The organism is Lachnospira pectinoschiza, from assembly GCF_900103815.1.
GTDB classification, from domain to species: domain Bacteria; phylum Bacillota; class Clostridia; order Lachnospirales; family Lachnospiraceae; genus Lachnospira; species Lachnospira pectinoschiza_B.
On record NZ_FNHZ01000001.1, the window covers coordinates 352,488 to 376,518 of the forward strand.

Genomic DNA, 24,031 nt, shown 5'->3' on the forward strand with positions numbered 1-24,031 from the left:
TTATCAATTTACCTAGCATTAACTTACACAAGTTTAAAAGCAATTTCGTAAATCTAAAATTATAATATTAAATTCCTGCTCTGGATACTAGTGATTGCAGTCATTTCCTGCATGTGACAAATGTCATGTCTTTTTACATTTTCATAAAAATAAAAACTTTGTATTCTAATTATAGATATGGTAAACTAGCAATAGATATACATGTGTCAAACAAATAAATAGCAAAGGAGACGGACTATGAAACAGAATGTAGCAGATTTGCTTAATGCACAGGTAAATAAGGAGTTTTACTCTGCTTACCTGTATTTGGGAATTTCTAAGTTTTTTACAAAGGCTAAATTATATGGCTTTGCCAACTGGTATAGAGTTCAGGCCACAGAAGAGCAGGAGCATGCCATGAAGATTTATGATTATCTTCTAGATTCTAAGCAGGATGTGTGCCTTGAGGCCATAGATAAGGTGGATATTAAGATAGAAAGTGCCTTGGCTGCAGTAATTGAGGCGGATAAGCACGAGCAGTACATTACCGCAGAGATTTGCAAGATTATGGATTTGGCTATTGCTGAAAATGATTACACAACTCAAAGCTTCCTCGATTGGTTTATAGAGGAGCAAAAGGAGGAAGAGGAGAATTCAAGAAAGATGATTTCAAGGGTTGAGGCCGTTGGCAGCGATAGAAGACTTCTCTATATGTTAGATAAGAAAATTGAACGCAGTGTAAGCAATCCCCCGCTTTAAAAGCGCGAGTAATTAGCCACTTTACAGTAATTTACCCTTCGGCTTCTATGGCTGAAGGGTTTTTGCATAATTAGGCAAAGTGAAACATTTTTGCTATTATATAAAAAGAAATTGGAAGGAGGCCTATATGCGAATTCAAAACTTAATCGAAAACACAAAAGGATGTAGCGGTTGTGACTGTGCCCATGGTTTTTCTTTTTACATTGAAACCACAAGTCACAAGCTATTAGTGGACTTAGGACCATCAGAGGTGACACTTGAGAATGCAAAAAAGCTTGATATAGATTTGAAAAAAGTGGACACAGTTATACTAAGTCATGGCCACTATGACCACTCAGGGGGCATAATGCCCTTTACAAAAATAAATAATCAGGCAACTATCTATATGCAGGCCCTTGCGGAGCGTGAATACTACGCTGATGATGGCGTGGAGGCAGGAAGAAAAAGATATAGATATATTGGAATTGATCCAGAAATAAGCAAGCTTGATAATCTAAAAAAGATTGGTGGCAACTTTAAAATCGATGAGGAGCTTGAGCTTTTCACCATTAAGGAAAGAACTCATCCTCTTCCATTTACAAACGCCCGTCTTCTAGTAAAGAAGCCAGATGGATTTGTGAAGGATGATTTCAAGCATGAGCAGTTCTTAGTTATTAGAGATGATAATAAAAGCATCCTAGTTTCAGGCTGTGCTCACAATGGAATCTTAAGTATTATGGATGATTACATTTATAAATACGATTCCACTCCAGACTACGTAATCAGCGGTTTCCACCTAAAGAAGAACTCCGATTACACAGAGGCTGAGGTTAAGGAAATTAAAGAGATTGCAAATGTATTAAAGACCTACAATACTAAATTTTATACCTGTCATTGCACAGGCCTCCCAGCTTTTGATATGATGAAGGACATCATGGGAGATCAGCTAGAATACGTGCATTCTGGCGATGAAGTAAAATTAGCATAAGGAGTCACTATGGATATTAAAGATATACGTTTTTATATGGAATGCTATGAGGCAAGAAGTATAAATAAGGCAGCGAAGTCTTTATTTATCACACCTCAGGGACTAGGTAAAGCCCTGGATAGAATTGAAACAGAGCTTCAGGTTAAGCTCTTTGATAGAACCAAGCAAGGCCTTGTGCCAACAGAAGCGGGAGTTTTCTTTTATAAGAAAAGCCACAGAATTTTGGAGAGCACAAGAGAGCTTGAGGAAGGCCTAGAAGAGATTAAAAGCAAGAAGAAGCTCTTTAAACTTGGCTATTCCTGCGGTTTAATCAGGATGTTGCCCTTAAGTGTCATCGATAAGATACAAGAGGATTTTGAAAATGTAGAGCTAAGTATCGAGGAATCCTCAAACCTTGATGTTAAGCAAAAGCTTGCAAAAAATCAGATAGACCTAGGCCTAGTAATTGGCCGTGTGGCAGCAGAGAATGTTATTGAAGTGGAGCTTGAAAGTAAGACCATGTGTGCAGTTGTGCCAAAGGGGCATAAGCTCTTTAATAGGAAAAGCCTAAAGATAGCAGACTTAAAGGATGAGCAGTTAATTAGTTTAAACGAGAAATATCAGGCTTATGATAACTTGATTAATTCCTGCGAGCGCGAAGGATTTTTCCCACACATACGCATTAAAACCATGGAAGCTGCCATGATTTATGAGTTTGTTAGAGAAGGCATTGGAATAGGAATCGATGTGGACATCCATAATAGAGAAGGACTTTTTGAAAATGTAGCGCTAATCCCTATTAAAGACGCCATTCCTTGGAGTGTCTATCTAGTTTATAAAAGTGAAAAAAGAAAAGATGAATGCTTGTTAAAGATTGAAAAAGAGTTAAAAAAGAATGCAAGAAGGTAGAAACTATTAGTTTCTACCTTCTATTTTTTTGTTGATAGAATATTATCAATAAGGAGTGTTAAAATTATAACAAGCAAATGTTAAATAATTATCAATCCCTTAAATTAGCAGATAATTTGCGGTTAAAGAAATAGTAAATAAAAAAATACATTTTCAAAAGGAGAAAAACAGATGGAAAGAAAGTATCCACATTTATCAAGCCCAATTACAGTGGCTGGCGTAACTTTTAAGAACAGAATGTTTTCTGCACCAATGGGCGGAACTGACATTACTAATGATGGTTGTATCGGACCTAAGTCTACAGCCTTCTATGAGCTTAGAGGAAAGGGCGGCGCTGGTGCTGTAACAGTATCAGAATGTATGGTTCATCCAAAAACTGATGGAAGCCACGCATATCACCTTGATCCTTCAATTTTAAATTCCCTTGCTTGTGCTACATACACAGCAGATGCAATTAGAAGACATGGTGCAATTGCTTCCTTAGAGCTTTCACATTCAGGAATGTATGCAGGAACTTACATGACAGATAAGTCAAAGCAAAAGAGCATGAATCAGTGGGGACCATCTGATACAGTTCGTCCTGACGGCGTAGAAGTTAAGGCCTTAACTAAGGACATGATTGATGACATCGTTAAGTCTTATGGTGATGTAGCAGCCATGGCAAAGCGCGCAGGCTTTGAAATGCTTATGATTCACGGCGGACACGGCTGGCTAATAAATCAGTTCCTTTCACCATACTTTAACAAAAGAACTGACGAGTATGGTGGAAGCCTTGAAAATAGATGCAGATTTGCAAAGGAAGTCCTTATTTCAGTAAGAAATGCAGTAGGTCCTCGTTTCCCAATCGAATTTAGAATGTCAGGTTCTGAATTCTTTGATGAGGGTTATGGCCTTGAAGAAGGTGTAGAAATTGCTAAGGAATTAGAGTCTTATGTAGACATCCTTCATGTTTCAGCAGGTACTTACCAGAGAACATTTGGAATTACACATCCATCTATGTTTGAAGAGCATGGTAGAAATGTATATCTTGCAGCAGAAATTAAGAAGCACGTATCTGTGCCTGTTGCCACTCTTGGTGGTCTTAATGACCCAGCACAGATGGAAGAGATTATTGCCTCTGGAAAGGCAGATATTGTCTACATGGGACGTGCCCTCCTTGCAGATCCATACCTTCCAGAAAAGGTTATGCAGAATCGTGATGACGAAATCGTTCGTTGCCTTCGTTGCTTTACTTGTATGGCAGAACGTGCAGCTACATCCACAAGACGTTGTACAGTAAATCCAATTATTGGTCGTGAAATCGAGGGAGACGAAATCACACCAGCTCCAGTTAAGAAGAAGGTTTTAGTTGCAGGTGGCGGCCCTGGCGGACTTTATGCAGCCTACACAGCAGCAAGACGTGGCCATGAGGTTATCCTTTGCGAGAAGGAATCTGAACTTGGCGGTATTTTAAAGAGTGAGCAGGCAATTTCTTTCAAATACGAAATGTACCAGCTTACAGGCACTTACGAGAAATTAGCTCGTGAGGCTGGCGTTGAAATCCGCTTAAATACTGAAGTTACTAAGGAATATGCCCTTGCTGAAAATGCAGACGCAATAATTATCGCTGTTGGCTCCTCACCACTTGTACCTCCTATCCCAGGTCTTGATGGTGAAAATGTAGTCATCGTCAACAACTATTACAAGGAAAAGGACAAGGTAGGCGACGAAGTTGTAATTCTTGGTGGCGGCCTTGCAGGTTCTGAGTGTGCAATTCATTTAGGTCAGGAAGGTAAGAAGGTTTCTATCGTAGAAATGAGAGATAGCCTCGCACCGGATGCTAACGTAAGACATCGTCCATTACTCTTACAGCAGATTGACAAATATGTTGATGTACACACAGGCCTTAAGGCAGTTAAGGTAACAGCTGATGGCGTTGAATGTGAAGACAAAGACGGCAAGGCAGTATTTGTTAAGGGTTCAAGCGTAATCTGCGCCCTTGGCCAGCGTTCAAGAACAAACGTAGTTGAAGAATTAAGAGACTGCGCTCCATTCGTTAGAGTAATCGGTGATGCCGCTAAGGTTTCAACAATTACAAACGCAGTATATTGGGGCTACCACGCAGCACTTGATATCTAAGATGTAACTAACCGGTGCTTTTACATTTTCATAAAGATAAGTAGTTTTGAAAATGTAAAAAGCCCGGGAAATATAATCACTAAAGATAGGTCGTCACTCCCAAGGCGACCGCACCTAGCAAAATAATATAAAAAAATTGAGGAATAAAAATATGAATTTAGGAATTAAAAATTTAGATAAAAGAAGATGGATTGTCCTAATTGCAGGATGTTTTATTAATCTTTGTTTAGGCTCTATTTATGTGTGGAGCGTGTTCTCTGCTGGTATGGCAGACTATTTTACAAATACCCTTGGAAAAACAGTGACTTCCGCAGACCTTGCAATCGTTTATACAATTGCTAACTCAGTTGGCCCAATCACAATGATTTCAGGTGGTTGGTTTAATGATAAGTTTGGACCAAGAAAAGTCATTTTAATTGGCGGTATCATGTGGGGCTTAGGTATGTTTTTATCAGGCTTTGCAACTAACGTTAACGGACTTATCCTAACTTACGGTCTCATTGGTGGTCTCGGTCTTGGAATGGCTTACGGTAGCACAATTTCTACTTGCGTTAAGTTCTTCCCAGATAAGAGAGGCTTAGTTGGTGGCATCACAACAGCTGTTTACGGCTTAAGTTCAGTAATTCTCCCACCAATCGTTACTGTAATTGTTGCTAAGACAAATGCAACAACAGCCTTTAAGATTGTTGGTATAGTTTTCATGGTGCTTATTGCAGTTTCTGTAATCTTCCTTGAGAAGTGCCCGGATGACTACACACCAGCAGGTTTCACACCAAAGAAAACAGCAGCAGTTAAGCAGAACATGAACTGGAAGGAAATGTTAAAGACACCTACATTCTACGTAATGCTTTTACTTCTTACATGTGGCGCCTTTACTGGTATGATGATCACATCACAGGCTTCATCAGTTGCCCAGCACATGGTAGGTTTATCAGCAGTAGCAGCGAGCTTAGCAGTTTCAGTATTAGCTTTATTTAATGCTTTAGGTAGAATTGTGGCTGGTTTCGTTTCAGATAAGATTGGTAGAATTAATACTTTATTCCTTGCTTGCATCCTTGCAGTAATTGGCCTTTTATGCCTTTATTTCTCAGGAATGGGCACAGTTACTCTATTCTACATCGGCCTTTCAATCGTTGGTATCAGCTATGGCGCTTTCATGGGCGTATACCCAGGCTTTACAGCTGACCAGTTCGGCCCTAAGAATAACTCAGTAAACTACGGAATTATGTTTATCGGTTTCGCTATCGCAGGTTACTTTGGTCCACAGATCATGGGACAAACATTTGCAAAGACAGGAGCATACCAGAATGCATTTATTTACGCAATTGTATTCTCAGTTGTAGGTATCCTTTTTACATTTATCTACAGACTAGTAGCTAAGAAGAATAAGTAAAAGGCTAAATCTTTTTACTTGAAAATGTATCTAGCTCTGTTAAAATATCTCTTGATAATACATTTATTTATATTTAAAAGGAAGTTATTAGAAAGGGAAATTTTAAATTATGAAAATCAGAAATGCAGTAACAACTGATCTAGACCGCATCATGGATATTTATGCTTACGCAAGAAAATTCATGACAGAACATGGAAATCCAACTCAGTGGGGACCAACACAGTGGCCACCAAGAGATTTAATTGTTGAAGATATCAAAAGAGAGAAAAGCTTTGTTTGTCTAAACGACAAAGACGAAGTAATCGGCGTATTCTTCTATAACTTCGGTAAGGACATTGATCCAACTTACGGCGATATCACTGAAGGTGGTTGGATTGAAGATAGTCCATACGCAGTAGTTCACAGACTTGCAGTGGATGGTTCTGAAAGAGGTATTGGTACATTTTGCTTAAACTGGGCTTTCGAGAAATCAGGTCACGTAAGAATCGATACTCACGGCGACAACAAGGTAATGCAGAACCTACTTACAAAGCTAGGTTTTAAGCACACTGGAACAGTTTATGTAGAAAGTGATAATATGCCAAGAATCGCATTTGAGAAGATTGCTTAGTTTGTAATTAATATAATAATAAAAACTTTAGGCGATTATATGGAAAATGTTTTTAATACATTTCTATGTAATCGTCTTTTTATGTGCAAGATTAAGAAACTAAAACAAATGTATTTAAAAATAGGGCTATTCTAGGACTTTTTTTCAGATTATAATTATTTTAAGTTAGAGATATTAAACCTAAATACTTAATAATCGATTTAAGAGGAGATAGGAATGAAAAAGTACAAAGCAAAAGCATTAGTTAAAATTAGTAGATATCAAAATTATTTTCCAACATTAGAGGAGTCAATTAAGGAAGATGTTTACAAGCGAATGGAAGAGTTGCTTGTGGAGGAGAAAGAATATTGTGATAAGAGAAACTATGAGCACATGGCACAAATAATAACTTCTATTGCACTTTACGAAGTTTTACAAAAACATGGTAAATCCGAAGAAGAAGCCTACAAATTAGTTTCTGAGAAAATGTGGGAATTCCTTGATCCAAGCAGCATGCAAAAGCTTGCAAGGAAAAGTTTCTTCTTACCACTTATGAAAAAGGTAGTGCCTTTTGGCTTTAAGCATAAGTCAGGCACAGGCTGGAGATACACATGGCATTTAGATGAGGATTCAAAAAATGAATTTAAGTTTGAATGTAACGAATGTATCTACGCAAAGATTCTTGGAAAGCGAGACTTATTAAAGCTTGGAGCAATGTGCTGTCACGCAGATATTATCAATTACGGAAGCCTTCCATATACTGATTTCATAAGAACAAAAACGCTATGTCAGGGCGGCGATTGCTGTGACTTTAGATTTGTTCGCTATACAACAGACGCAGGAGATGGTTGGGAAAGAAGTAAGAGCATATAGGATTTGCTTTTTAAAAGAAAAAGCCACAGGTCCTACAACCTGTGGCTTTTCTGGAAAGTTTAATATCACTTTTTTGGATTAATTATTTGGTGCGAAATCAGAGTGAAGCATTGGTGCAAGCATCTCTGTTAGGCCATCTACCTGACTTGGGAAAGCCCAGATTGTACCCATCATCATTTCTCTTGTCATGCGGCCGTTGATGATCATTGCAACAACATTGATCATTTCAGCTGCTAAGTCGCCGTAAAGTTCAGCACCAACAAGATAGTTATCCTTATCAAGGATTACTGTAGCTTCAGCATCTGTTTCATTTCTATATTCAAAAGCTAGCATTTGACCATAGCTAATCTTCTGAACTGTGTATTTATCTGGATTTGCAAGGGCTTCATTAACGCCAACACCAGCGGCAGCAATTCTAGGTAGTGTAAATACTACGTTTGGAACTGCAGGATATGCAATTTCCTGAGGATTTCCAAGGATTGCAGTAGCAATGTAATTAGATTCAAAAGTAGCAGTAGGTGTAAGTCTTGGAATCTTCTTATCAACTACATCACCGCTAGCATAGATGTTTGCTGTGCTTGTTCGCATAAATCCATCAACTGTAATACCGCTGTTTGTATATTCAACGCCAGCCTTTTCAAGATCTAAGCCCTCTGTGTTAGCTCTTCGACCTGTTGCTGCTAAAACATAATCTGTTTCAACACATAAGCCAGATTGTGTCTTAACAAGGTACTTTTCTCCACTCTTTTCAACGCCGCAAACTGCCTCATTAAAGTAGAATTCAACTCCAGCATCCTTTAATTTAGCAATAATTCTGTTTGTGTACTCTTCGCTGTACTGACGAAGGGCTCTATCAGTAAATTCAATAACTGTAGCCTTTACGCCAAACTGTGTAAGTAAAGAAGCGAATTCCATTGAGATAATACCAGCACCAACAAATGTAATGTGCTCAGGTAAATCCTTTAAGTCAAGAATTTCACGGCTTGTGTGCATGAATTCCTTGCCTGGAATGTCAAGCTTGTAATCATACTGACCAGTTGCAATGACGATATTTTCAGCAGTTACGCACTTGTCGCCCACCTGAACTGTATGAGCATCAACAAACTTAGCATCTCCTCTAATAATTTCAAATCCAGCACCAGTTAACATGCCTGTCATTGCATTTGCAAGAGGATCAATATTAGCATGCTTATATTCCATAAATTTTGGCCAGTTCATCTTAATGTCTGTCTCAAGACCGAGATTCTTGTATCTATCAAGGGCAGATACAAGTTCTGCAGGACCATCAAGTAAGGCCTTAGCATCACAACCATAGTTTGTGCAAGTACCACCTGTAAGGTCTCTTTCTGCAAATGCAACTCTCTTGCCAGCTCCAGCTAAGATTAAGGCACCATGCCAAGCCGCATGTCCTGTTCCAATGTAAAGTACGTCGTAATCAAAATTTCCCATAAATTTCTTCCTTTCATAAATGAGATTAATAAGTAGTTACTCTAGTAAATGTTTTAATTTTCGTAGTTATGTAAATGTGTATATGTTTTAAAAGTGACTAATATTAGTTTTATATTGAATTGTATTAATTTTAAACGCGATTAAATTGTGTACAATGAATATAACACTTTGTTAGTTAATTGTCAAACGCAAAATTTAATTGCATACAATTAATTCTTTAAAATACACATAAGCCACATATATTATACATCCAATATAGATATATTTGTATAAAAATATATCTATAGCCAAAATTAATGAGAACACATTGTAAAGCGGACATTCGGAATCCGCTTCGCTACTTACCTATGAACGCAGTGGCACTTTGTGCCACCTGTCAGAAGGGGCTTTAACCCCTTCTGACACTAGTAAGCTTTATACCCCCGCTTAAAGCTTACGCTTTTGAAGCGGGGGATTGCTTACACTGCGTTCAAAGTTATTAGTTCCGATTTTTACAATACACATGTTTTGAGAAAAGTTATCATATAGCCATAAAGCAAAGGCAACGGGGCCGAGGTCATAAGACTTCGGTCCCTTTTTTTTATAGAAAGGAGAGTTTGAAATGGAAGTAAGAATTAAGGAACATCCAATACTTGGAGAGGTTAAGAAAGGAAGACTAGTTAAATTTACTCACGATGGTCAAGTCCTTGAAGGATACGAAGGCGAGCCAATTGCAGTGGCCCTAAAGGCAGCAGGAGTTTTAGTTCATAGATATACAGAAAAGAAGCACAGTCCACGAGGCGTCTTTTGTGCCATAGGCCGTTGCACAGACTGTGTAATGATTGTAAACGGCGAGCCAAACATCAGAACCTGCGTAACTCCACTAAAAGAGGGCATGACAGTAGACACACAGTATGGCACAAGTGATGAGCCATTTGTAAAAGAATTAAAGGAAGCTAAGTAAGCTGGTGAGTTAAGTAAGCTTAAAAGGCCAAAAGCTTAAGCATTCGGGGTTTACTTATCCCAGAAATAAATCAGGAGGAATTCATATGGAACGATACGACCTAATAGTTATCGGTGCTGGTCCATCGGGCTTGTCCGCAGGAATTGAGGCAGCCAAGGCCGGAGCTAGCGTAATTATTTTTGATGAAAATGAAAAACCAGGGGGACAGTTATTTAAGCAGATTCACAAGTTCTTCGGTTCAAAGGAGCACAGAGCCAAGGTTAGAGGCTTTAACATAGGATACCAATTATTAAAAGAAGCAGATGAGGCAGGGGCTAAGGTAGAACTTTCTGCAACAGTCCTTGGTATCTATCAGGATAAGGAAGTGGTGGTAAAGATTAAGGAAGGAATCAAGCACTTTAAGGCAGATTCCATAATCGTAGCTACTGGTGCTGCTGAAAATATGGTGCCATTTGAAGGTTGGACATTACCGGGAGTTATTGGTGCCGGAGCTGCACAAACAATGCTTAATCTCCACGGAATCCTACCAGGAAAGAAAGTATTAATGCTTGGTAGTGGAAATGTAGGACTAGTTGTTAGTTATCAGCTAAAGCAGTGCGGCTGTGATGTGGTGGCACTTGTGGATGCCGCACCAAGAATCGGCGGTTACGGCGTACATGCAGCAAAGATATCTAGAATGGGCATTCCATTTTACTTGCCATACACCATCAAGAAGGTGGAAGGTACAGACCACGTGACAGGCGTAACCATTGCAAAGCTAGATCCAAGTTTTAAGTTTATAGAAGGCACTGAGATGCATTTTGATGTAGACACTGTCTGCGTTGCCGTTGGTTTATCTCCAATGAGTCAGTTACTTAAAATGGCAGGTTGCAAGATGGATGACAACCCACGAAAAGGCGGTCAGGTACCAGTTATTGATGAACATGGCCAGACTTCAATCCCGGGAATCTTTGCAGCAGGGGATGTTTCAGGAATTGAAGAAGCAAGCTCAGCCATGATTGAAGGCAGACAGGCAGGCATTTATGCCGCAAATTATCTAGGCTACATCGAGGATAAGCTTATGAAGGAAAAAGAAGATGAGTTAGATAAGGCGCTAGACGGCCTAAGACAAGGCATGTTTGCACCATCCAATAGAGGAAAGAAGATTGAAAAAACAGAGGAAGGAATCGACATTTCTAACAATTTATTGGCAAAAGGCTTTGTAGCTGATGAAGAGATAGAAAGATTCCCAGGAGTAGTTCACAAGTTAGGAATCCACCCGGTTATGGAGTGTACACAGAATATTCCATGTAATCCATGTCAGGATGCATGTCCTAAGAAATGTATAAAGATTGGTTCAAAAATCACATCATTGCCCGCAGTTGATGAATCTGTAGACTGTATAGGATGCGGAATGTGTGTAGCATCTTGTCCAGGACAGGCCATTTTCTTGGTCAATGAAAATGTAGGCGAGGGCATGGCAGAAATCACTCTTCCATACGAGATCTACCCACTTCCAGAAGTTGGAGAAAAGGGAATCGCCCTTTCAAGAGCAGGACATCCTGTGTGTATCGCTGAAGTTGTAAAGGTAAGAACAGGACTTGCCTTTGATAAAACAGCAGTACTTACAATCAGGGTTCCAAAGGAATTTGCTATGAAGGCAAGATTTTATAAGAAGGAAAAGTTAGCTAAGTCAGTTTAGATTTAATAGATTTATGAAAAAGCATTACATTTTCAAAAGGAGGTTTTAGAATGCACGAACTTGTAGATAGAAGTCTTAAAGACGAGGAATTTGAGGAAAGAGAAGATGATGACATGCTCATATGCAGATGTGAGGAAATCACAAAAGGCGAGATTAGAAGAGCAGTGCATGACGGTATGTATACCATGGCTGAGATTAGAAGATATCTTCGCTGCACCATGGGACTATGTCAGGGCCAGACTTGCGCCAAGCTAGTTAAGGGCATTGTGGCAAGGGAGTTAGGCGTTAGCCCAGATAAGCTAGAGCCAGCAACAAGCAGATCTCCTATGAGACCTACAGAGATGTATGTCATTGCCAACGAAGAAAATTAAAAAGGAGGGTAAATAATGACAACAGCCGACACAATCGTAGTAGGGGCAGGAATTATTGGAAATGCCATAGCCTACTATTTAGCTAAAAAAGGACAGAAAGTAATTGTCTTGGAAAAATCCGACAACATTGGAGACGGTGGTTCTTCAAGAAACGGCGGTGGTGTAAGACAGTCAGGACGTGACCCAAGAGAGTTGCCACTAGCCATGTATGGAATTAAGAATTTGTGGCCTTACCTTTCAGAAGAATTAGGAACAGAGGTTGAATATTATAAAAAAGGCAATTTAAGACTAGGAAAGACAGAAAAACACAAGGAAATTTTAACAGGTCTTACTAATAGAGCAGTGGCTTGTGGCCTTGATGTAAGAATGATAGATGCCTATGAGGTTAGACAGATTAACCCATTTTTATCAGAAGAAGTCAGCTGCGCTAGCTGGTGTGAAACGGATGGACACGCAAATCCCCTACTTGCAACCCTTGCTTACTATAAGGCAGCAAGAAGGCTTGGAGTTAGATTTATTACAGGAGAGGAGGTTCTAAGTCTTAAGAAACTAAGAGGCAGATTAAGACAGGTTATTACGGCCCATGATATTTACGAGGCAGACAATGTGGTTTTGGCAAATGGAATCGCAGCCAGAGATTTAGCAGCTTACGTAGGAATCGATATTCCAATGTCTAGGGCACTTCTTGAATGTCTTGTAACCGAGGCAGAGCCTAGAATGTTTGAACAGATGCTTGGTACAGCAGAGGCAGATTTTTACGGACATCAATCAAAGCATGGTTCCTTTGTAATAGGCGGCTCCTCAGGACTTGAGGCAGTTAATAAAGATAACGGAACTCCAGTTAATTCAAGCATTACAGCAGCATGTATTGCTAGGGGAATTATAAAGTACATTCCAAAGTTATCCCACGCAAAGATAGTTAGAACCTGGGCTGGCTGGATGGACCGCATGGTAGATGGCGTGCCAGTAATCGATAAGGTAGACGAGGTGGAGGGCCTTTACCTAGCTTGCGGATTTTCAGGACATGGCTTTGGAATCGCACCAGCAGTAGGTTTAAATATGGCAAATCTAGTTTTAGGAGAGGGGCTAACATGCGATATTTCAGGACTTGCCTATAACCGCTTCGCAGCTAAGGCATAAGTCTAAATTAACTAATTCGGGCGAGAGCCCCACAATAATCAACTACTACAAAAAGTTAATAAGGAGGAATTTATTATGAGTTATCCACAGGTAGATTTTTTATATCTTAATGAAAATGATGCAATCAAAGCAGGTGTGGCAGATATGCCAAAATGTATCGAAACAATGGAAGAAATGCTTAAACTTATGAAGATGGGCGACTTTAGAATGGGCGGTGCCAATGGCAATTCTCACGGTTGCATGGTAACTTTCCCAACAGAATCTCCCTTCCCAGAAATGCCAGTAGATGCCCCAGATAGACGTTTTATGGCAATGCCAGCTTACCTTGGTGGCAAGTTTGATATGGCAGGCATGAAGTGGTACGGCTCTAACGTTGAGAATAAGAAGAAGGGCCTTCCAAGATCCATTCTTATGTTAACTCTAAATGATAAGGAAACTGGCGCTCCTCTTTGTTATATGTCTGCAAATGTATTGTCAGCCGTTAGAACTGGCGCCATCCCTGGAGTTGGTTTTAAATATTTTGCACCAAAGGAAACTAAGGTGGTAGGTATCATTGGACCTGGGGTTATGAGTAAGACAGCTCTTGCAGCAATGATGGCAGTTAGACCAATGATTGAGACAATCAAGTTAAAAGGTAGAGGAATCGCATCTATTAATAAGTTCATTGATCACATACATGAAAAATATCCAACAGTTAAGGAAGTTATTGTGGTTGATAACATTGAGGATTGCGTAAGAGATTCAGATATAGTTTATGCTGCAACTTCTTGTCCAAGTGGTGATCCAATGCTTTATCCATACATTAACGAGGAATGGGTAAAGAAAGGGGCAATGATTTGTACAACAGCAGCTCTAAGATTTGATGAAGACTTCATTATGAATAGGGCAAGAACTGTAACAGATAATATTAAGCTCTATGAGGCTTGGGAAGAAGAGTATAGCCCTAATGCCTATAATCAGATTCCAATCCCAGCCGTTAAGGTTATGGATTTAATTGCAGAGGGTAAGATGAAAATGTCAGATATTGACGATTTAGGCGACGTCTTACTTGGCAAGATTCCAGTTCATAGAAAAGAAGATGAAATCGTAGTTTATTCAGTAGGTGGTATGCCAATTGAAGATGTAGCTTGGGGTACTGTGGTTTATAGAAATGCTCTAGAAATGGGAATTGGTACAAAGCTTAATCTATGGCAGGAACCAGCTCTAGCTTAAGGGCGTAATTCGCAATACATTTTCAAAATAGGGAGGAATTGTCTATGGAATTTAAAAGAATAGAGGTTGTAACATCACTTTATAAGTTATCAGATCTACAAAAGGCACTAGGTAAGCTAGGAGTTACAGGAATGACAGTAATTCAGGCACTTGGTTGTGGTGTTGAAAATGGAACACAGGAATATGAGTTAGAAATGAAGAAGACACCTGAATTATTACCAAAGCAAATGGTGATGCTTGTAGTAGAGGAGGGCCTTGTAGAAAAGGTTGTGGACGTGATTAAAAAAGAACTCTATACAGGTCATATAGGAGATGGCAAAATCTTTGTTTCAAATGTTACTAACATCATTAGAGTTAGAACTGGCGAGGAAGGAAAAGCAGCACTTAACTAGGGAGGAAGGCTTATGAACAATGGAAAATTAGGTCTCCCAAGCGTAATAGCAACGGGAGTAGGTTTAATAGTTGCTACTAGCTGCTTAATGTCAGTGGGACAAGGTGCTGGTAGCCTTGGAATAACATTTATAATATCAATGCTTATGGCATGTGCAATTAACATTACAACAGCCCTTTGTTTGTCAGAGTTAAATGCCCTAATGCCAAACTTAACAGGAGGTCTTGCACAGTACACACTAGCTTCCTTTGGTCCATTTATTTCAATTATCACAATGGTAGGTGGCTATCTTGTATGTAATACAATTGCTGGTTCCGCAGAATGTGCCATGTTTGGTAACACATTAACTGGTGTATTTAATACAAAAATTCCTGGAAGCGTATTTTGTATAGTCCTACTTTTGATACTAATCGCCGCTAATCTTCACGGTATAGATTTATTTGCTAAGATTCAAAATGTAGTAGCCTATGGTCTTATTTTTTCAATTTTTATCATGGGTATTATAGGAGCTTTAAAGTTAGGAACTGGGGAAGTTGTAGAGCAGCCATTAGTTTTAACATCTAATATGTCAGATATATTTTCAATGGTTGGTTTAGCTTTCTTCTTATTCCTAGGATGTGAATTTATTATTCCCATCGCTCCAAACGTTAAGAATCAAAGAAGAAATGTACCTCTTGGCATGATTCTAAGTCTTTTAATTGTTACTGCCATGGAAATTATCTTAATCCTTGGAATGCACAATTACACTGACTGGGCAACACTTGCAGGAGATGCAGCTCCACACGTACTTTACGGAATTAGCCTCTTTGGTGAATTTGGAAAATACTGGATGGCTCTCATTTCAGTTTTTGCAGTTGTAAGTACAGTAAATTCCATAATTTCTTCCCTTGCCTATATTTGTGCAGGCATGGCAAAGATTGGTTTATTGCCTAAGGTTTTTATGAAGAAGAATAAAAATGATGCGCCATTTGTAGGCATTCTACTAATCGGTGGCGCCATGGTATTAATTAATGCAACAGGCCTATCCACAACTTCACAGTTATCACTACTAATCCTTATTGGATGCGTATTCTGGATGGCAGCCTACTGTATTTCATCCCTTAATGTTCTAGTATTTAGAAGGAAGATGGCAAATGTACCAAGGACCTTTAAAGTGCCATTTGGTCCCGTAATTCCAATAGTTGGCATAGTTGGTAACATTTTCATGATCTATAATATAGCCTCTGATACTGAGACAAAGATGATAATTTATAGAACAGTTCTTGTAATCTTTGCAGTCCTAGCAGTTTACGCCTTTATCTGGGTTAAGAAGGTTATGAAACGCCCACTATTTAAGGCCTATGAGGTTAAGGATATTATGGCTATGGAAAATGAATTGTATCATCTAGTTAGAGAAGAACAGAAAAAAAGCGCATAAACTACTTTCCTAAAAAGCGACATAAATAAAAAGACGCTAAGCCCTAATAATAGTGGCTTAGCGTTCTTGTTATTATTGGAAAATAAACTTATCGCTGTAATTGCTAGTATTTACTAGTTTTCTATAAACCGCTGGGGTTTTAGTGGTGAATTTTTTAAACTCTCTAATAAACTGGGCTTGGTCGTAGTAGCCGTGGGTCTCGCAAATATTTGTAAAGGAATTATTAGGTTCGCGGTTTAATTGATCAAGAGTTGTTTGAAAGCGAATAATATTTGAATAGGCCTTTGGAGAAAGTCCACAATATTCATTAAAAAGTTTATTAATATATCGGACACTGTAATTAAGTTCCGACTCAAGTTCATTTACCCTTATTAGACCCTTGCTGTTGTTGATACATTTTCTTGCATAACTATAAATGTCATAAGTAGAGTTCTTCCAAGCGGGTTTGTTTTTATCATTATAAAAGTTCAAAAAGACCTCAACCTTATTAAGAAAAGTCTTGGCATCGTTTAGTCTATCAATTAAGTCCTTCTTTCTAAGACAGGCCTCAAGTTCAATGGAATTATCAAGAAAATCCTTAAATCGGCCATCTAGAAAGTCAGGCACAACACCGGGTACAAAGCGAACTCCAAAGTATTTGTGATCTTTTTTAGTATCAATGGATGAGCTTTTTAAAACGCTGCCAGCAGCATAGGGCTTGTAGCTATAATCCGTTAAATCAAAGAGAATATCAATGCTAGCGTCAGGTACCACTAGGGTGTGAAGGTCAGAAGAAAGGTCTGATTTGTACTCGTAAATGTGTGAAATTCCATGCTTTGTTAGCTCTCTTTTGTAGTACTTGCTTGCTGAAAGTGCGAAATAAGGTTGAATTGCTCTCATTTATTAATCCCCCAATAATATTTATTTGCTATCTGTTGAAAAACAACAAAAAAAGGACAAAGAAATCTAAAGCGACTTCTTTGTCCATAAAAAGATATTACTACAATTGATATGAATTGTAAAATGAAAAAAATTATTAATTATTCCTATAAGACTTTAATTGCATACAATTTATTGCTATTATAAAACAAATGGAAAAATAGGAGGTTTATTATGAAATTAGCAGTAGTTTACGATTCAAAGACAGGTAACACAAAGCAGGGTGCTGAGTGGATTGTTGAAGGAATGAACAGTGTAGATACAGTGGAAGCTAAGGCTTTTAATATTAAGGAATGTGACGAGGAATTTATTAAGGAAGCAAAGGGCCTTATTATAGGTTCCCCAAGCTATGCAGCTACAATGACACCAGACATTCACGGTTGGATGCTTGCAAACAGTAAGAAGTTAGCATTTGCAGGAAAGCTAGGCGGAGCCTTTGCTACACAGCAGTTTACTCATGGTGGTGGTTCAGCAGTAATTCAGGAAATCCTTACCATTGAAATGGTCAATGGAATGCTTTGCTATTCTGGTGGAAACTCAGAGGGTATGCCTGTTATTCACCTAGGACCTGTAGGGGTTAATAACAATAAGGAAGCCTTTAACGGTATGGATAACTACAAGGATTACTTCACAATTTTTGGTAGCAGATTTGCAAAAAAGGCGGTTGAAATTAATAACTAAGAGTATCATAATTGTAATTAGATAAATGTATTGTGAAATTTAATAAGGTCAATAAAGTGAGGAGAATTTAATATGACTAATGAAACATTAAAGGTTCTAGAGACTAGAAGAAGTTGTAGAAAATTTAAGCCTGACATGGTATCAAAGGAAGAACTTGATGCAATTATTAAGGCAGGAACTTACGCAGCATCTGGTAAGGGAATGCAGAGTGCAACAATTATTGCAGTAACTGATAAGGAGTTACGTGATGAAATTGCAAAAGAAAACTGTAAGATTGGCGGTTGGAAGGAAGGCTTTGATCCATTTTACGGCGCACCAGTAATATTAATTGTCATAGCAAAAAAGGACAATCCAAATCATGTTTATGATGGTTCTCTTGTTATGGGAAATCTTATGAATGCAGCTGAAAGCTTAGGCGTTGGCAGCATTTGGATTAACAGAGCTAAGCAGGAATTCGAGTCAGAATTTGGACAAAAGATTCTAGATAGACTTGGCATTGAAGGTGAATATGAAGGAATCGGTCACTGTGCCTTAGGTTATGCAGCAGCAGAAGCTCCTAAGCCAGCACCACGTAAGGCTGATTACGTATATTACATTTAATTTGCTTTGTAAAAATGCGACATAACAGGAAATGATTCAATCACAAAGGAGGAAAAATATGTGGTTTATATTTGCTTTGTTATCAGCTGTATTTGCAGCTTTAACATCAATCTTAGCTAAGGTAGGTATTGAAGGAATTAACTCTAATTTGGCAACGGCCATTAGAACAGTAGTGGTTGTGCTTATGGCTTGGGGAATGGTACTTATTACTGGAACTTACTCAGGTATTACAGAGCTTTCAAGAAAGAATTGGATTTTCCTTATTCTATCAGGCCTTGCAACAGGCGGTTCTTGGTTATGTTACTATAGAGCACTACAGATAGGAAGTGCCTCAAAGGTAGTTCCAGTGGACAAGTTAAGCGTTGTTATTACTATAATTCTTGCTTTTGTATTTTTACATGAGGACTTTACAGTTAAGTCACTTATTGGATGTGGACTTATAACAGCAGGAACATTATTTATGGTACTTTAATAATGATTATAAAATGTGAAATTAGAACCTTATAATAAATAAAAGTCATGGAATTAGGACTTTTGTAAAGATTATAAGGTTCTTTTTTATTGATAATAAATTTTAATAAGTTTAAAATGTTTTTAAGATATAAAAAGCAATTGGGGAGGTTTTTATGTTTACTAATTCACTTAAAATAATGGAGGACAAGCCATATTTTATAAAAGATAATAAGCCTTTTTTCTGGCTTGCAGATACGGCTTGGCTTATATTTGCCAATTTAACTAAAGAGGAGGCATACATTTTCTTAAAAAATAGGGCAGATAAGGGCTACAATGTAATTCAGGCGGTGCTTATCTATGCTACAGAGGGCATGAAAGATATTAATAAGATGCCTACAAAAAGATATGATTGCCATAAAGAAAGTTATTGGCAGCATGTTGAAGAGATTATTGATATGGCAAAAGATTTAGGGCTCTACATGGCTTTAGTGCCAACTTGGGGAAGTTTGGTTAAAAAAGATATTTTAAATATGGATAATCTAGAGGAATATATTAATTTTCTTGCTGATAGATTTGGTAAGAAGGAAAATGTTATATGGCTTATAGGAGGCGATATAAAAGCCGGTCCTTATGTAGATTTATATAATAAGATGGGTAGGCTTTTTAAGGAGAAAAATCCTGATAAGTTAATAGGTTTTCATCCTTTTGGAAGATGTTCGTCTAGCTTGTGGTTTAAGGATGCAGATTGGTTGGATTTTAACATGTTTCAGTCTGGACATAGAAGATATGACCAGTGCCAGATGGGTGCCTGGGATGATACAAGTAATCAGTTGTCTTTATTTGGAGAGGATAACTGGCGCTATGTGGAATTTGATCATGCAAGCTCTAATAGACCAACTCTTGATGGAGAGCCTTCTTATGAGCAAATATTACAAGGCCTGCATGATGACACTCAACCTTACTGGCAATCAAGGGAGGTAAGAAGATACGCTTATTGGTCTGTGTTTGCTGGAGCTGCCGGACATACATATGGAGATTGTTCAATTATAATGTTTTATGATGGTAGTATAGACGGAGTGGTTTATGGAGCTAAGGATTATTGGCAAAAGGCTATGCATCATGAAGGCTCAGGACAGATGAAGCATCTTAAGGACTTAATGGAGTCAGTAGATTTTACTAATGGTGAATCAAGAGATGATTATTTAATAGAAGGACAGCGAGAAAAGCATGATAGAATTGCTGTATTTGCTTCTGATGATTTCTTGTTTGCCTATAATTATTTAGGAAAGAGCTATAAATTAGATACTAGTGCTTATATTGGTAAAGATATTTATTATTTTAATCCGGCTACAGGAATTTATAGTTACATTGATAAGGTTAAAACAGATATCTACCAATATGAACAAATTCCAGATTACAATGGAAACACAGATACAGTGTTGGTGATACAATAAATTTATAAATTACGAAGGGATAATAATATATTTGCGAGTATGGAAAAGAAAGTAAAATCACGTAATGTATTAGATAAGCTTTCTAGTGAAAGCAGAGAAAAATTTTTAAAGCTTGGGAAAATTGAAACACGAAAAAAAGGCGATGTTCTCTTTATTGAAAGAGAGAAGATAGAGCATATGTACATAATTCTAGAGGGTTATGTCTCTTTGTATAGAAATTCAAAATACGGAGATGAAAGAGTTATTTTTATATGCACTGATGGCGAAATTGTAAATGAGGTTTGTTTACAGGACAATAAGACGTCTATTGCTGCAAGAGCCTTAAGTGATCTAAGACTTTTAAAGATTTATGTTAAGGACCTAGATAATTTTTTTGAAAATGATTACGAAGCCTTTAAGATTGTGTATAATTCCTTAGCTCACAAATTACGTAGGCTGTATAGACAAACAGGAAATTCTAATGGAACTTTTCCAATTGAAAAAAGATTAGCTGCTAGGATTTGGAAACTTGCAAGGGATTATGGTAAAGATATAGATAGTGGAAGAAAGATTAAATTTGAGGTAACAGTTACTTTACTAGCTAGTATGGTAGGAGCTAAAAGAGAAACTGTGTCCAGAATAATTTCTAAAATGAAAAAAGAAAAACTTATAAAACATGATAAAGGTGTTTTAATTGTAACAGATATGGACACTTTAAAAACTATAGTATAAATCAACCAAAAAATATGAGGAGATTTGATTATTTTTTAACAAAAATGACATGAGCGTGATTTAAATCACAGATTTTATACCGGTTATACTTGATAATTATTATCAGGTATGACCGGTTTTTTTGATATTTATTTTTTTACAGGAAAAGGACTGGGACAACTTTGTAGTTGAGATTGTTAAATAAAAGACAATCTGCTAATAAAAAATCTTTTTGTAAAGGAAAGGAGATGTGTTATGGGTTATCAATTAGCTAAAGACAAGATGGAATCCATATTTAAGAAATTACAGGAAACACATGATATTTATGCTCCTGTAGTAAAAAAAGGAGACGGTACATTTTCAGAAGTAGACGTTGTTCGATACGATAAAGTAACAAGTCTTGATGAAATCGAATGGAATAAGAAATCAGATTATTCTTTTAAAGAGGCTTTATTATCGATTAACGAAACTCTTTTCTACTTTACAGAAGATGAAACAACTGTCCCTAAGGGACCAACTAAGGATTTACTAATTTTCCTTAGGGCCTGCGATATGCATGCTCTTAAAAGATTAGACCAGATTTATCTTGATAATAAGTTTGGGGATTTTTATTACCAGAGAGTTAGAGCAAGAGCTAAGTTTTGCTTAATGGGTTGTAGTAAGTCTTGCGAATCAGGTTACTGTGTAAGCATGGGAACTAATAAGGCAGATAATTACGATTTATACTTAAAGCTTGATGGGGATAAGGCCTTTGTGGATGCAAAGAATGAAGACTTTGTAACTGTTTTTGAAGGAGAGACAAAACAGGATGTAACTCCAGATTATGTAACAGAGAATAAGGAAAAGGTTACAATCCCTAAGAATTTATCTAAGGCAACTAAGGACAATCCTATTTGGGAAGAATATGGCAGCAGATGTATTGGCTGTGGAAGATGTAATTTTGTCTGTCCAACTTGTACATGTTTTACAATGCAGGACATTTTCTATAAGGATAATCCTAAGGTTGGTGAAAGAAGAAGAGTTTGGGCTTCTTGTCAGATAGATGGCTATTCAGAAATTGCTGGTGGCTTTGAATTTAGAAAGAAGCAGGCAGATAGAATGAGATTTAAAGTGATGCATAAGCATTATGATTTTGAGAAAAGATTTGGCTATTCCATGTGTGTAGGTTGTGGTAGATGCGATGATGTCTGTCCTGAGTACATTTCACATGCAGCAATTCTTAATAGATTAGCAAAGGAGGAAGGTTAATATGAAAAATGAATATGTTCCATTTCCTTCTAAGATAAAAGAAGTAATTAAGCACACAAATTTAGAGTACACCTTCCGTATGGAATTTAATGGTGAGGTTAAGCCAGGACAGTTCTTTGAAATTTCTATTCCAAAGTATGGTGAAGCTCCAATTTCAGTAAGTGGTATTGGGGATGGCTTGGTAGATTTTACAATTCGAAGAGTTGGTAAGGTTACAGATGAGGTTTTTGAAAATTATGTTGGCGATACTTTACTTATTCGCGGACCTTATGGTAACGGATTTGATATTGAAAATTTTAAGGGAAAGGAAGTCGTAATCATTGGTGGTGGTACTGGTGTATCTCCAATGAGAGGTGTTATTCAGCATTTTGCAGCTAATCCTAAAGATGCGGTTTCAACAACACTTATTGCAGGTTTTAAGAGCCCTGAAGATGTTTTATTTAAGGCAGATTTTGAAGAGTGGGCTAAGACTATTAATGTAATTAAGACTGTAGATGCAGCGCCTGAAGGCTATGAAGGACCTGTGGGTATGGTTACTAAATATATTCCAGACCTTAAGTTTGAAAATCCTAAGAATGCAGTATTTATCTGTGTTGGACCTCCAATTATGATTAAGTTTACAATCCAGGAAATTAAAAAGCTTGGTATTGAAGATGAGCAGATTTGGACATCTTATGAAAGAAAGATGTGTTGCGGTATAGGAAAATGTGGTCACTGTAAGATGGATGACAAGTACGTCTGCTTAGATGGACCTGTATTTAATTACACTGAAGCTAAGGAATTATTTGATTAAGGAGGTTTCTATGAGTCTTGATATAAATACAAAAAAAGCCAAAAAACATGCTTGGCGTATTAGTAAAGAGCGTGGTATAGGAGCTTCTAGAATTAGAGTTCCTGGCGGCTATCTAGATGCCGAAGTACTTGGCATGGTACAAAAAATTGCTAGAGAATATGGTAATGGATATGTTCATTTAACAACACGTCAGGGTTTTGAAATTGAAGGAATTCACCTTGAAGATATGGACAAGGTTAACGAATTACTTCAGCCAATTATTGAGAAGGTTGGAATTAATCAAAATCCAGAAGATAAGGACAATAATAACGGTTATTCTGCATCTGGTACACGTAATGTATCAGCATGTATCGGTAATAATGTATGTCCATTTGCTAATTATAATACATCTAAGCTTGCAAGAAGAATTGATAAGGAGATTTTCCCAAATGATCTTCACTTTAAAATTGCATGTACAGGATGTGCTAACGACTGTGCTAAGGTTCGTATGCACGATTTCGGTATTATTGGTATGACAATGCCACAATACGATCCTGATAGATGTATTAGCTGTAATGCTTGTGTTAAGGGTTGTACAGCCTTATCCGTTTCAGCACTTCGTATGGAAAACTATAAGATTGTAAGAGATACTGAAAAATGTATTGGTTGTGGTGTCTGTGTTACTAAGTGTCCTACAAGAGCGTGGACAAGATCTGAAAAGAAGTATTATAAGCTTACAATAATGGGTCGTACAGGTAAGAAGAATCCTAGACTTGGTAAGGACTTCCTTGTATGGGCGGATGAAGAAAATATTGTTAAGATTATCAAGAATACATATGCTTTCGTTGAAGAGTATATTTCACCAAATGCTCCAGCTAGAAAAGAGCATATTGGTTATATTATTGATCGCGTAGGCTTTGAAAAATTCAAAGAATTCGCACTTAAAGATGTAGAATTAATGCCAGAGACTATTATGAATAATAACGTGTATTGGGAAGGCATTCATTTTGATAATAAACATTAATAGGGTAAATGTTAAAGGAGT

At 37.6% G+C, this 24,031-nt stretch carries 24 protein-coding genes; 22 read left to right on the plus strand and 2 right to left on the minus strand.

Translation table 11 applies throughout. From position 1 onward, the window contains the following. Positions 1-237 precede the first annotated feature (237 nt). From BLQ66_RS01500 to BLQ66_RS01530, 7 genes are all read left to right on the plus strand, one after another. On the plus strand, positions 238-738 hold the full coding sequence (locus BLQ66_RS01500) for a ferritin (RefSeq protein ID WP_074520597.1): 501 nt from the start codon (positions 238-240) through the stop codon (positions 736-738). A gap of 127 nt (positions 739-865) precedes the next feature. Further along, on the plus strand, positions 866-1,705 hold the full coding sequence (locus BLQ66_RS01505; RefSeq protein WP_074520598.1) for an MBL fold metallo-hydrolase: 840 nt from the start codon (positions 866-868) through the stop codon (positions 1,703-1,705). Positions 1,706-1,714: 9 nt separating this feature from the next. After that, positions 1,715-2,593, plus strand: coding sequence for a LysR family transcriptional regulator (locus BLQ66_RS01510; protein WP_074520599.1), 879 nt, complete (start codon positions 1,715-1,717; stop codon positions 2,591-2,593). Between the two features lie 171 nt (positions 2,594-2,764). Then, the gene (locus tag BLQ66_RS01515; RefSeq protein WP_074520600.1) at positions 2,765-4,711 is read left to right on the plus strand and encodes an oxidoreductase; all 1,947 of its coding nucleotides are present in this window, start codon (positions 2,765-2,767) and stop codon (positions 4,709-4,711) included. Positions 4,712-4,862: 151 nt separating this feature from the next. Beyond that, positions 4,863-6,104, plus strand: coding sequence for an L-lactate MFS transporter (locus tag BLQ66_RS01520; protein WP_074520601.1), 1,242 nt, complete (start codon positions 4,863-4,865; stop codon positions 6,102-6,104). Positions 6,105-6,213: 109 nt separating this feature from the next. Further along, on the plus strand, positions 6,214-6,714 hold the full coding sequence (locus BLQ66_RS01525) for a GNAT family N-acetyltransferase (protein ID WP_074520602.1): 501 nt from the start codon (positions 6,214-6,216) through the stop codon (positions 6,712-6,714). A 216-nt stretch (positions 6,715-6,930) separates the two neighbouring features. Next, entirely contained in the window at positions 6,931-7,566 is a 636-nt protein-coding gene (locus BLQ66_RS01530; protein ID WP_074520603.1) for an L-2-amino-thiazoline-4-carboxylic acid hydrolase, read from the plus strand. A 78-nt stretch (positions 7,567-7,644) separates the two neighbouring features. Here BLQ66_RS01530 and BLQ66_RS01535 read toward each other — a convergent pair whose 3' ends face one another. Continuing rightward, positions 7,645-9,015 (minus strand): dihydrolipoyl dehydrogenase family protein, encoded by a 1,371-nt coding sequence (locus tag BLQ66_RS01535; RefSeq protein WP_074520604.1) that lies wholly within the window; start codon positions 9,013-9,015, stop codon positions 7,645-7,647. A 601-nt stretch (positions 9,016-9,616) separates the two neighbouring features. Here BLQ66_RS01535 and BLQ66_RS01540 point away from each other — a divergent pair. From BLQ66_RS01540 to BLQ66_RS01570, 7 genes are all read left to right on the plus strand, one after another. Next, positions 9,617-9,958 carry a (2Fe-2S)-binding protein gene (locus BLQ66_RS01540; protein WP_074520605.1) on the plus strand — a complete coding sequence of 114 codons (342 nt, stop codon included), beginning with the start codon at positions 9,617-9,619 and terminating at the stop codon, positions 9,956-9,958. 85 nt (positions 9,959-10,043) lie between these two features. Then, entirely contained in the window at positions 10,044-11,639 is a 1,596-nt protein-coding gene (locus BLQ66_RS01545) for an FAD-dependent oxidoreductase (RefSeq protein ID WP_074520606.1), read from the plus strand. 50 nt (positions 11,640-11,689) lie between these two features. Further along, on the plus strand, positions 11,690-12,010 hold the full coding sequence (locus BLQ66_RS01550; RefSeq protein WP_074520607.1) for a (2Fe-2S)-binding protein: 321 nt from the start codon (positions 11,690-11,692) through the stop codon (positions 12,008-12,010). A gap of 15 nt (positions 12,011-12,025) precedes the next feature. Beyond that, the gene (locus BLQ66_RS01555; protein ID WP_074520608.1) at positions 12,026-13,150 is read left to right on the plus strand and encodes an NAD(P)/FAD-dependent oxidoreductase; all 1,125 of its coding nucleotides are present in this window, start codon (positions 12,026-12,028) and stop codon (positions 13,148-13,150) included. Positions 13,151-13,225: 75 nt separating this feature from the next. Then, positions 13,226-14,362, plus strand: coding sequence for a tyramine oxidase subunit B (locus BLQ66_RS01560; protein ID WP_074520609.1), 1,137 nt, complete (start codon positions 13,226-13,228; stop codon positions 14,360-14,362). A 44-nt stretch (positions 14,363-14,406) separates the two neighbouring features. Next, on the plus strand, positions 14,407-14,754 hold the full coding sequence (locus BLQ66_RS01565) for a P-II family nitrogen regulator (RefSeq protein WP_242869306.1): 348 nt from the start codon (positions 14,407-14,409) through the stop codon (positions 14,752-14,754). A gap of 12 nt (positions 14,755-14,766) precedes the next feature. Further along, entirely contained in the window at positions 14,767-16,170 is a 1,404-nt protein-coding gene (locus tag BLQ66_RS01570) for an APC family permease (protein WP_074520611.1), read from the plus strand. A gap of 72 nt (positions 16,171-16,242) precedes the next feature. Here BLQ66_RS01570 and BLQ66_RS01575 read toward each other — a convergent pair whose 3' ends face one another. Continuing rightward, positions 16,243-17,049: a helix-turn-helix domain-containing protein gene (locus tag BLQ66_RS01575; RefSeq protein WP_074520612.1), complete on the minus strand. Its 807-nt coding sequence runs from the start codon at positions 17,047-17,049 to the stop codon at positions 16,243-16,245. Between the two features lie 213 nt (positions 17,050-17,262). Between BLQ66_RS01575 and BLQ66_RS01580 the strand changes: the two genes are divergently transcribed. The 8 genes from BLQ66_RS01580 (at position 17,263) to asrC (ending at position 24,010) form a co-directional block, all read left to right on the plus strand. After that, positions 17,263-17,769, plus strand: a complete 507-nt coding sequence (locus BLQ66_RS01580) for a flavodoxin family protein (protein WP_074520613.1) — start codon at positions 17,263-17,265, stop codon at positions 17,767-17,769. 72 nt (positions 17,770-17,841) lie between these two features. After that, positions 17,842-18,369 (plus strand): nitroreductase, encoded by a 528-nt coding sequence (locus tag BLQ66_RS01585; protein WP_074520614.1) that lies wholly within the window; start codon positions 17,842-17,844, stop codon positions 18,367-18,369. Between the two features lie 58 nt (positions 18,370-18,427). After that, positions 18,428-18,841: an EamA family transporter gene (locus BLQ66_RS01590; RefSeq protein ID WP_074520615.1), complete on the plus strand. Its 414-nt coding sequence runs from the start codon at positions 18,428-18,430 to the stop codon at positions 18,839-18,841. 154 nt (positions 18,842-18,995) lie between these two features. After that, positions 18,996-20,276, plus strand: a complete 1,281-nt coding sequence (locus tag BLQ66_RS01595; RefSeq protein ID WP_074520616.1) for a glycoside hydrolase family 140 protein — start codon at positions 18,996-18,998, stop codon at positions 20,274-20,276. Positions 20,277-20,315: 39 nt separating this feature from the next. Beyond that, complete coding sequence (locus tag BLQ66_RS01600; protein ID WP_074520617.1) at positions 20,316-20,987, plus strand: Crp/Fnr family transcriptional regulator; 672 nt, start codon at positions 20,316-20,318, stop codon at positions 20,985-20,987. 234 nt (positions 20,988-21,221) lie between these two features. Then, entirely contained in the window at positions 21,222-22,214 is a 993-nt protein-coding gene (asrA, locus tag BLQ66_RS01605) for an anaerobic sulfite reductase subunit AsrA (RefSeq protein WP_074520618.1), read from the plus strand. Between the two features lies 1 nt (position 22,215). Beyond that, the gene (gene asrB, locus BLQ66_RS01610) at positions 22,216-23,007 is read left to right on the plus strand and encodes an anaerobic sulfite reductase subunit AsrB (RefSeq protein WP_074520619.1); all 792 of its coding nucleotides are present in this window, start codon (positions 22,216-22,218) and stop codon (positions 23,005-23,007) included. 10 nt (positions 23,008-23,017) lie between these two features. Continuing rightward, positions 23,018-24,010 carry a sulfite reductase subunit C gene (gene asrC, locus BLQ66_RS01615; protein ID WP_074520620.1) on the plus strand — a complete coding sequence of 331 codons (993 nt, stop codon included), beginning with the start codon at positions 23,018-23,020 and terminating at the stop codon, positions 24,008-24,010. Positions 24,011-24,031 lie beyond the last annotated feature (21 nt).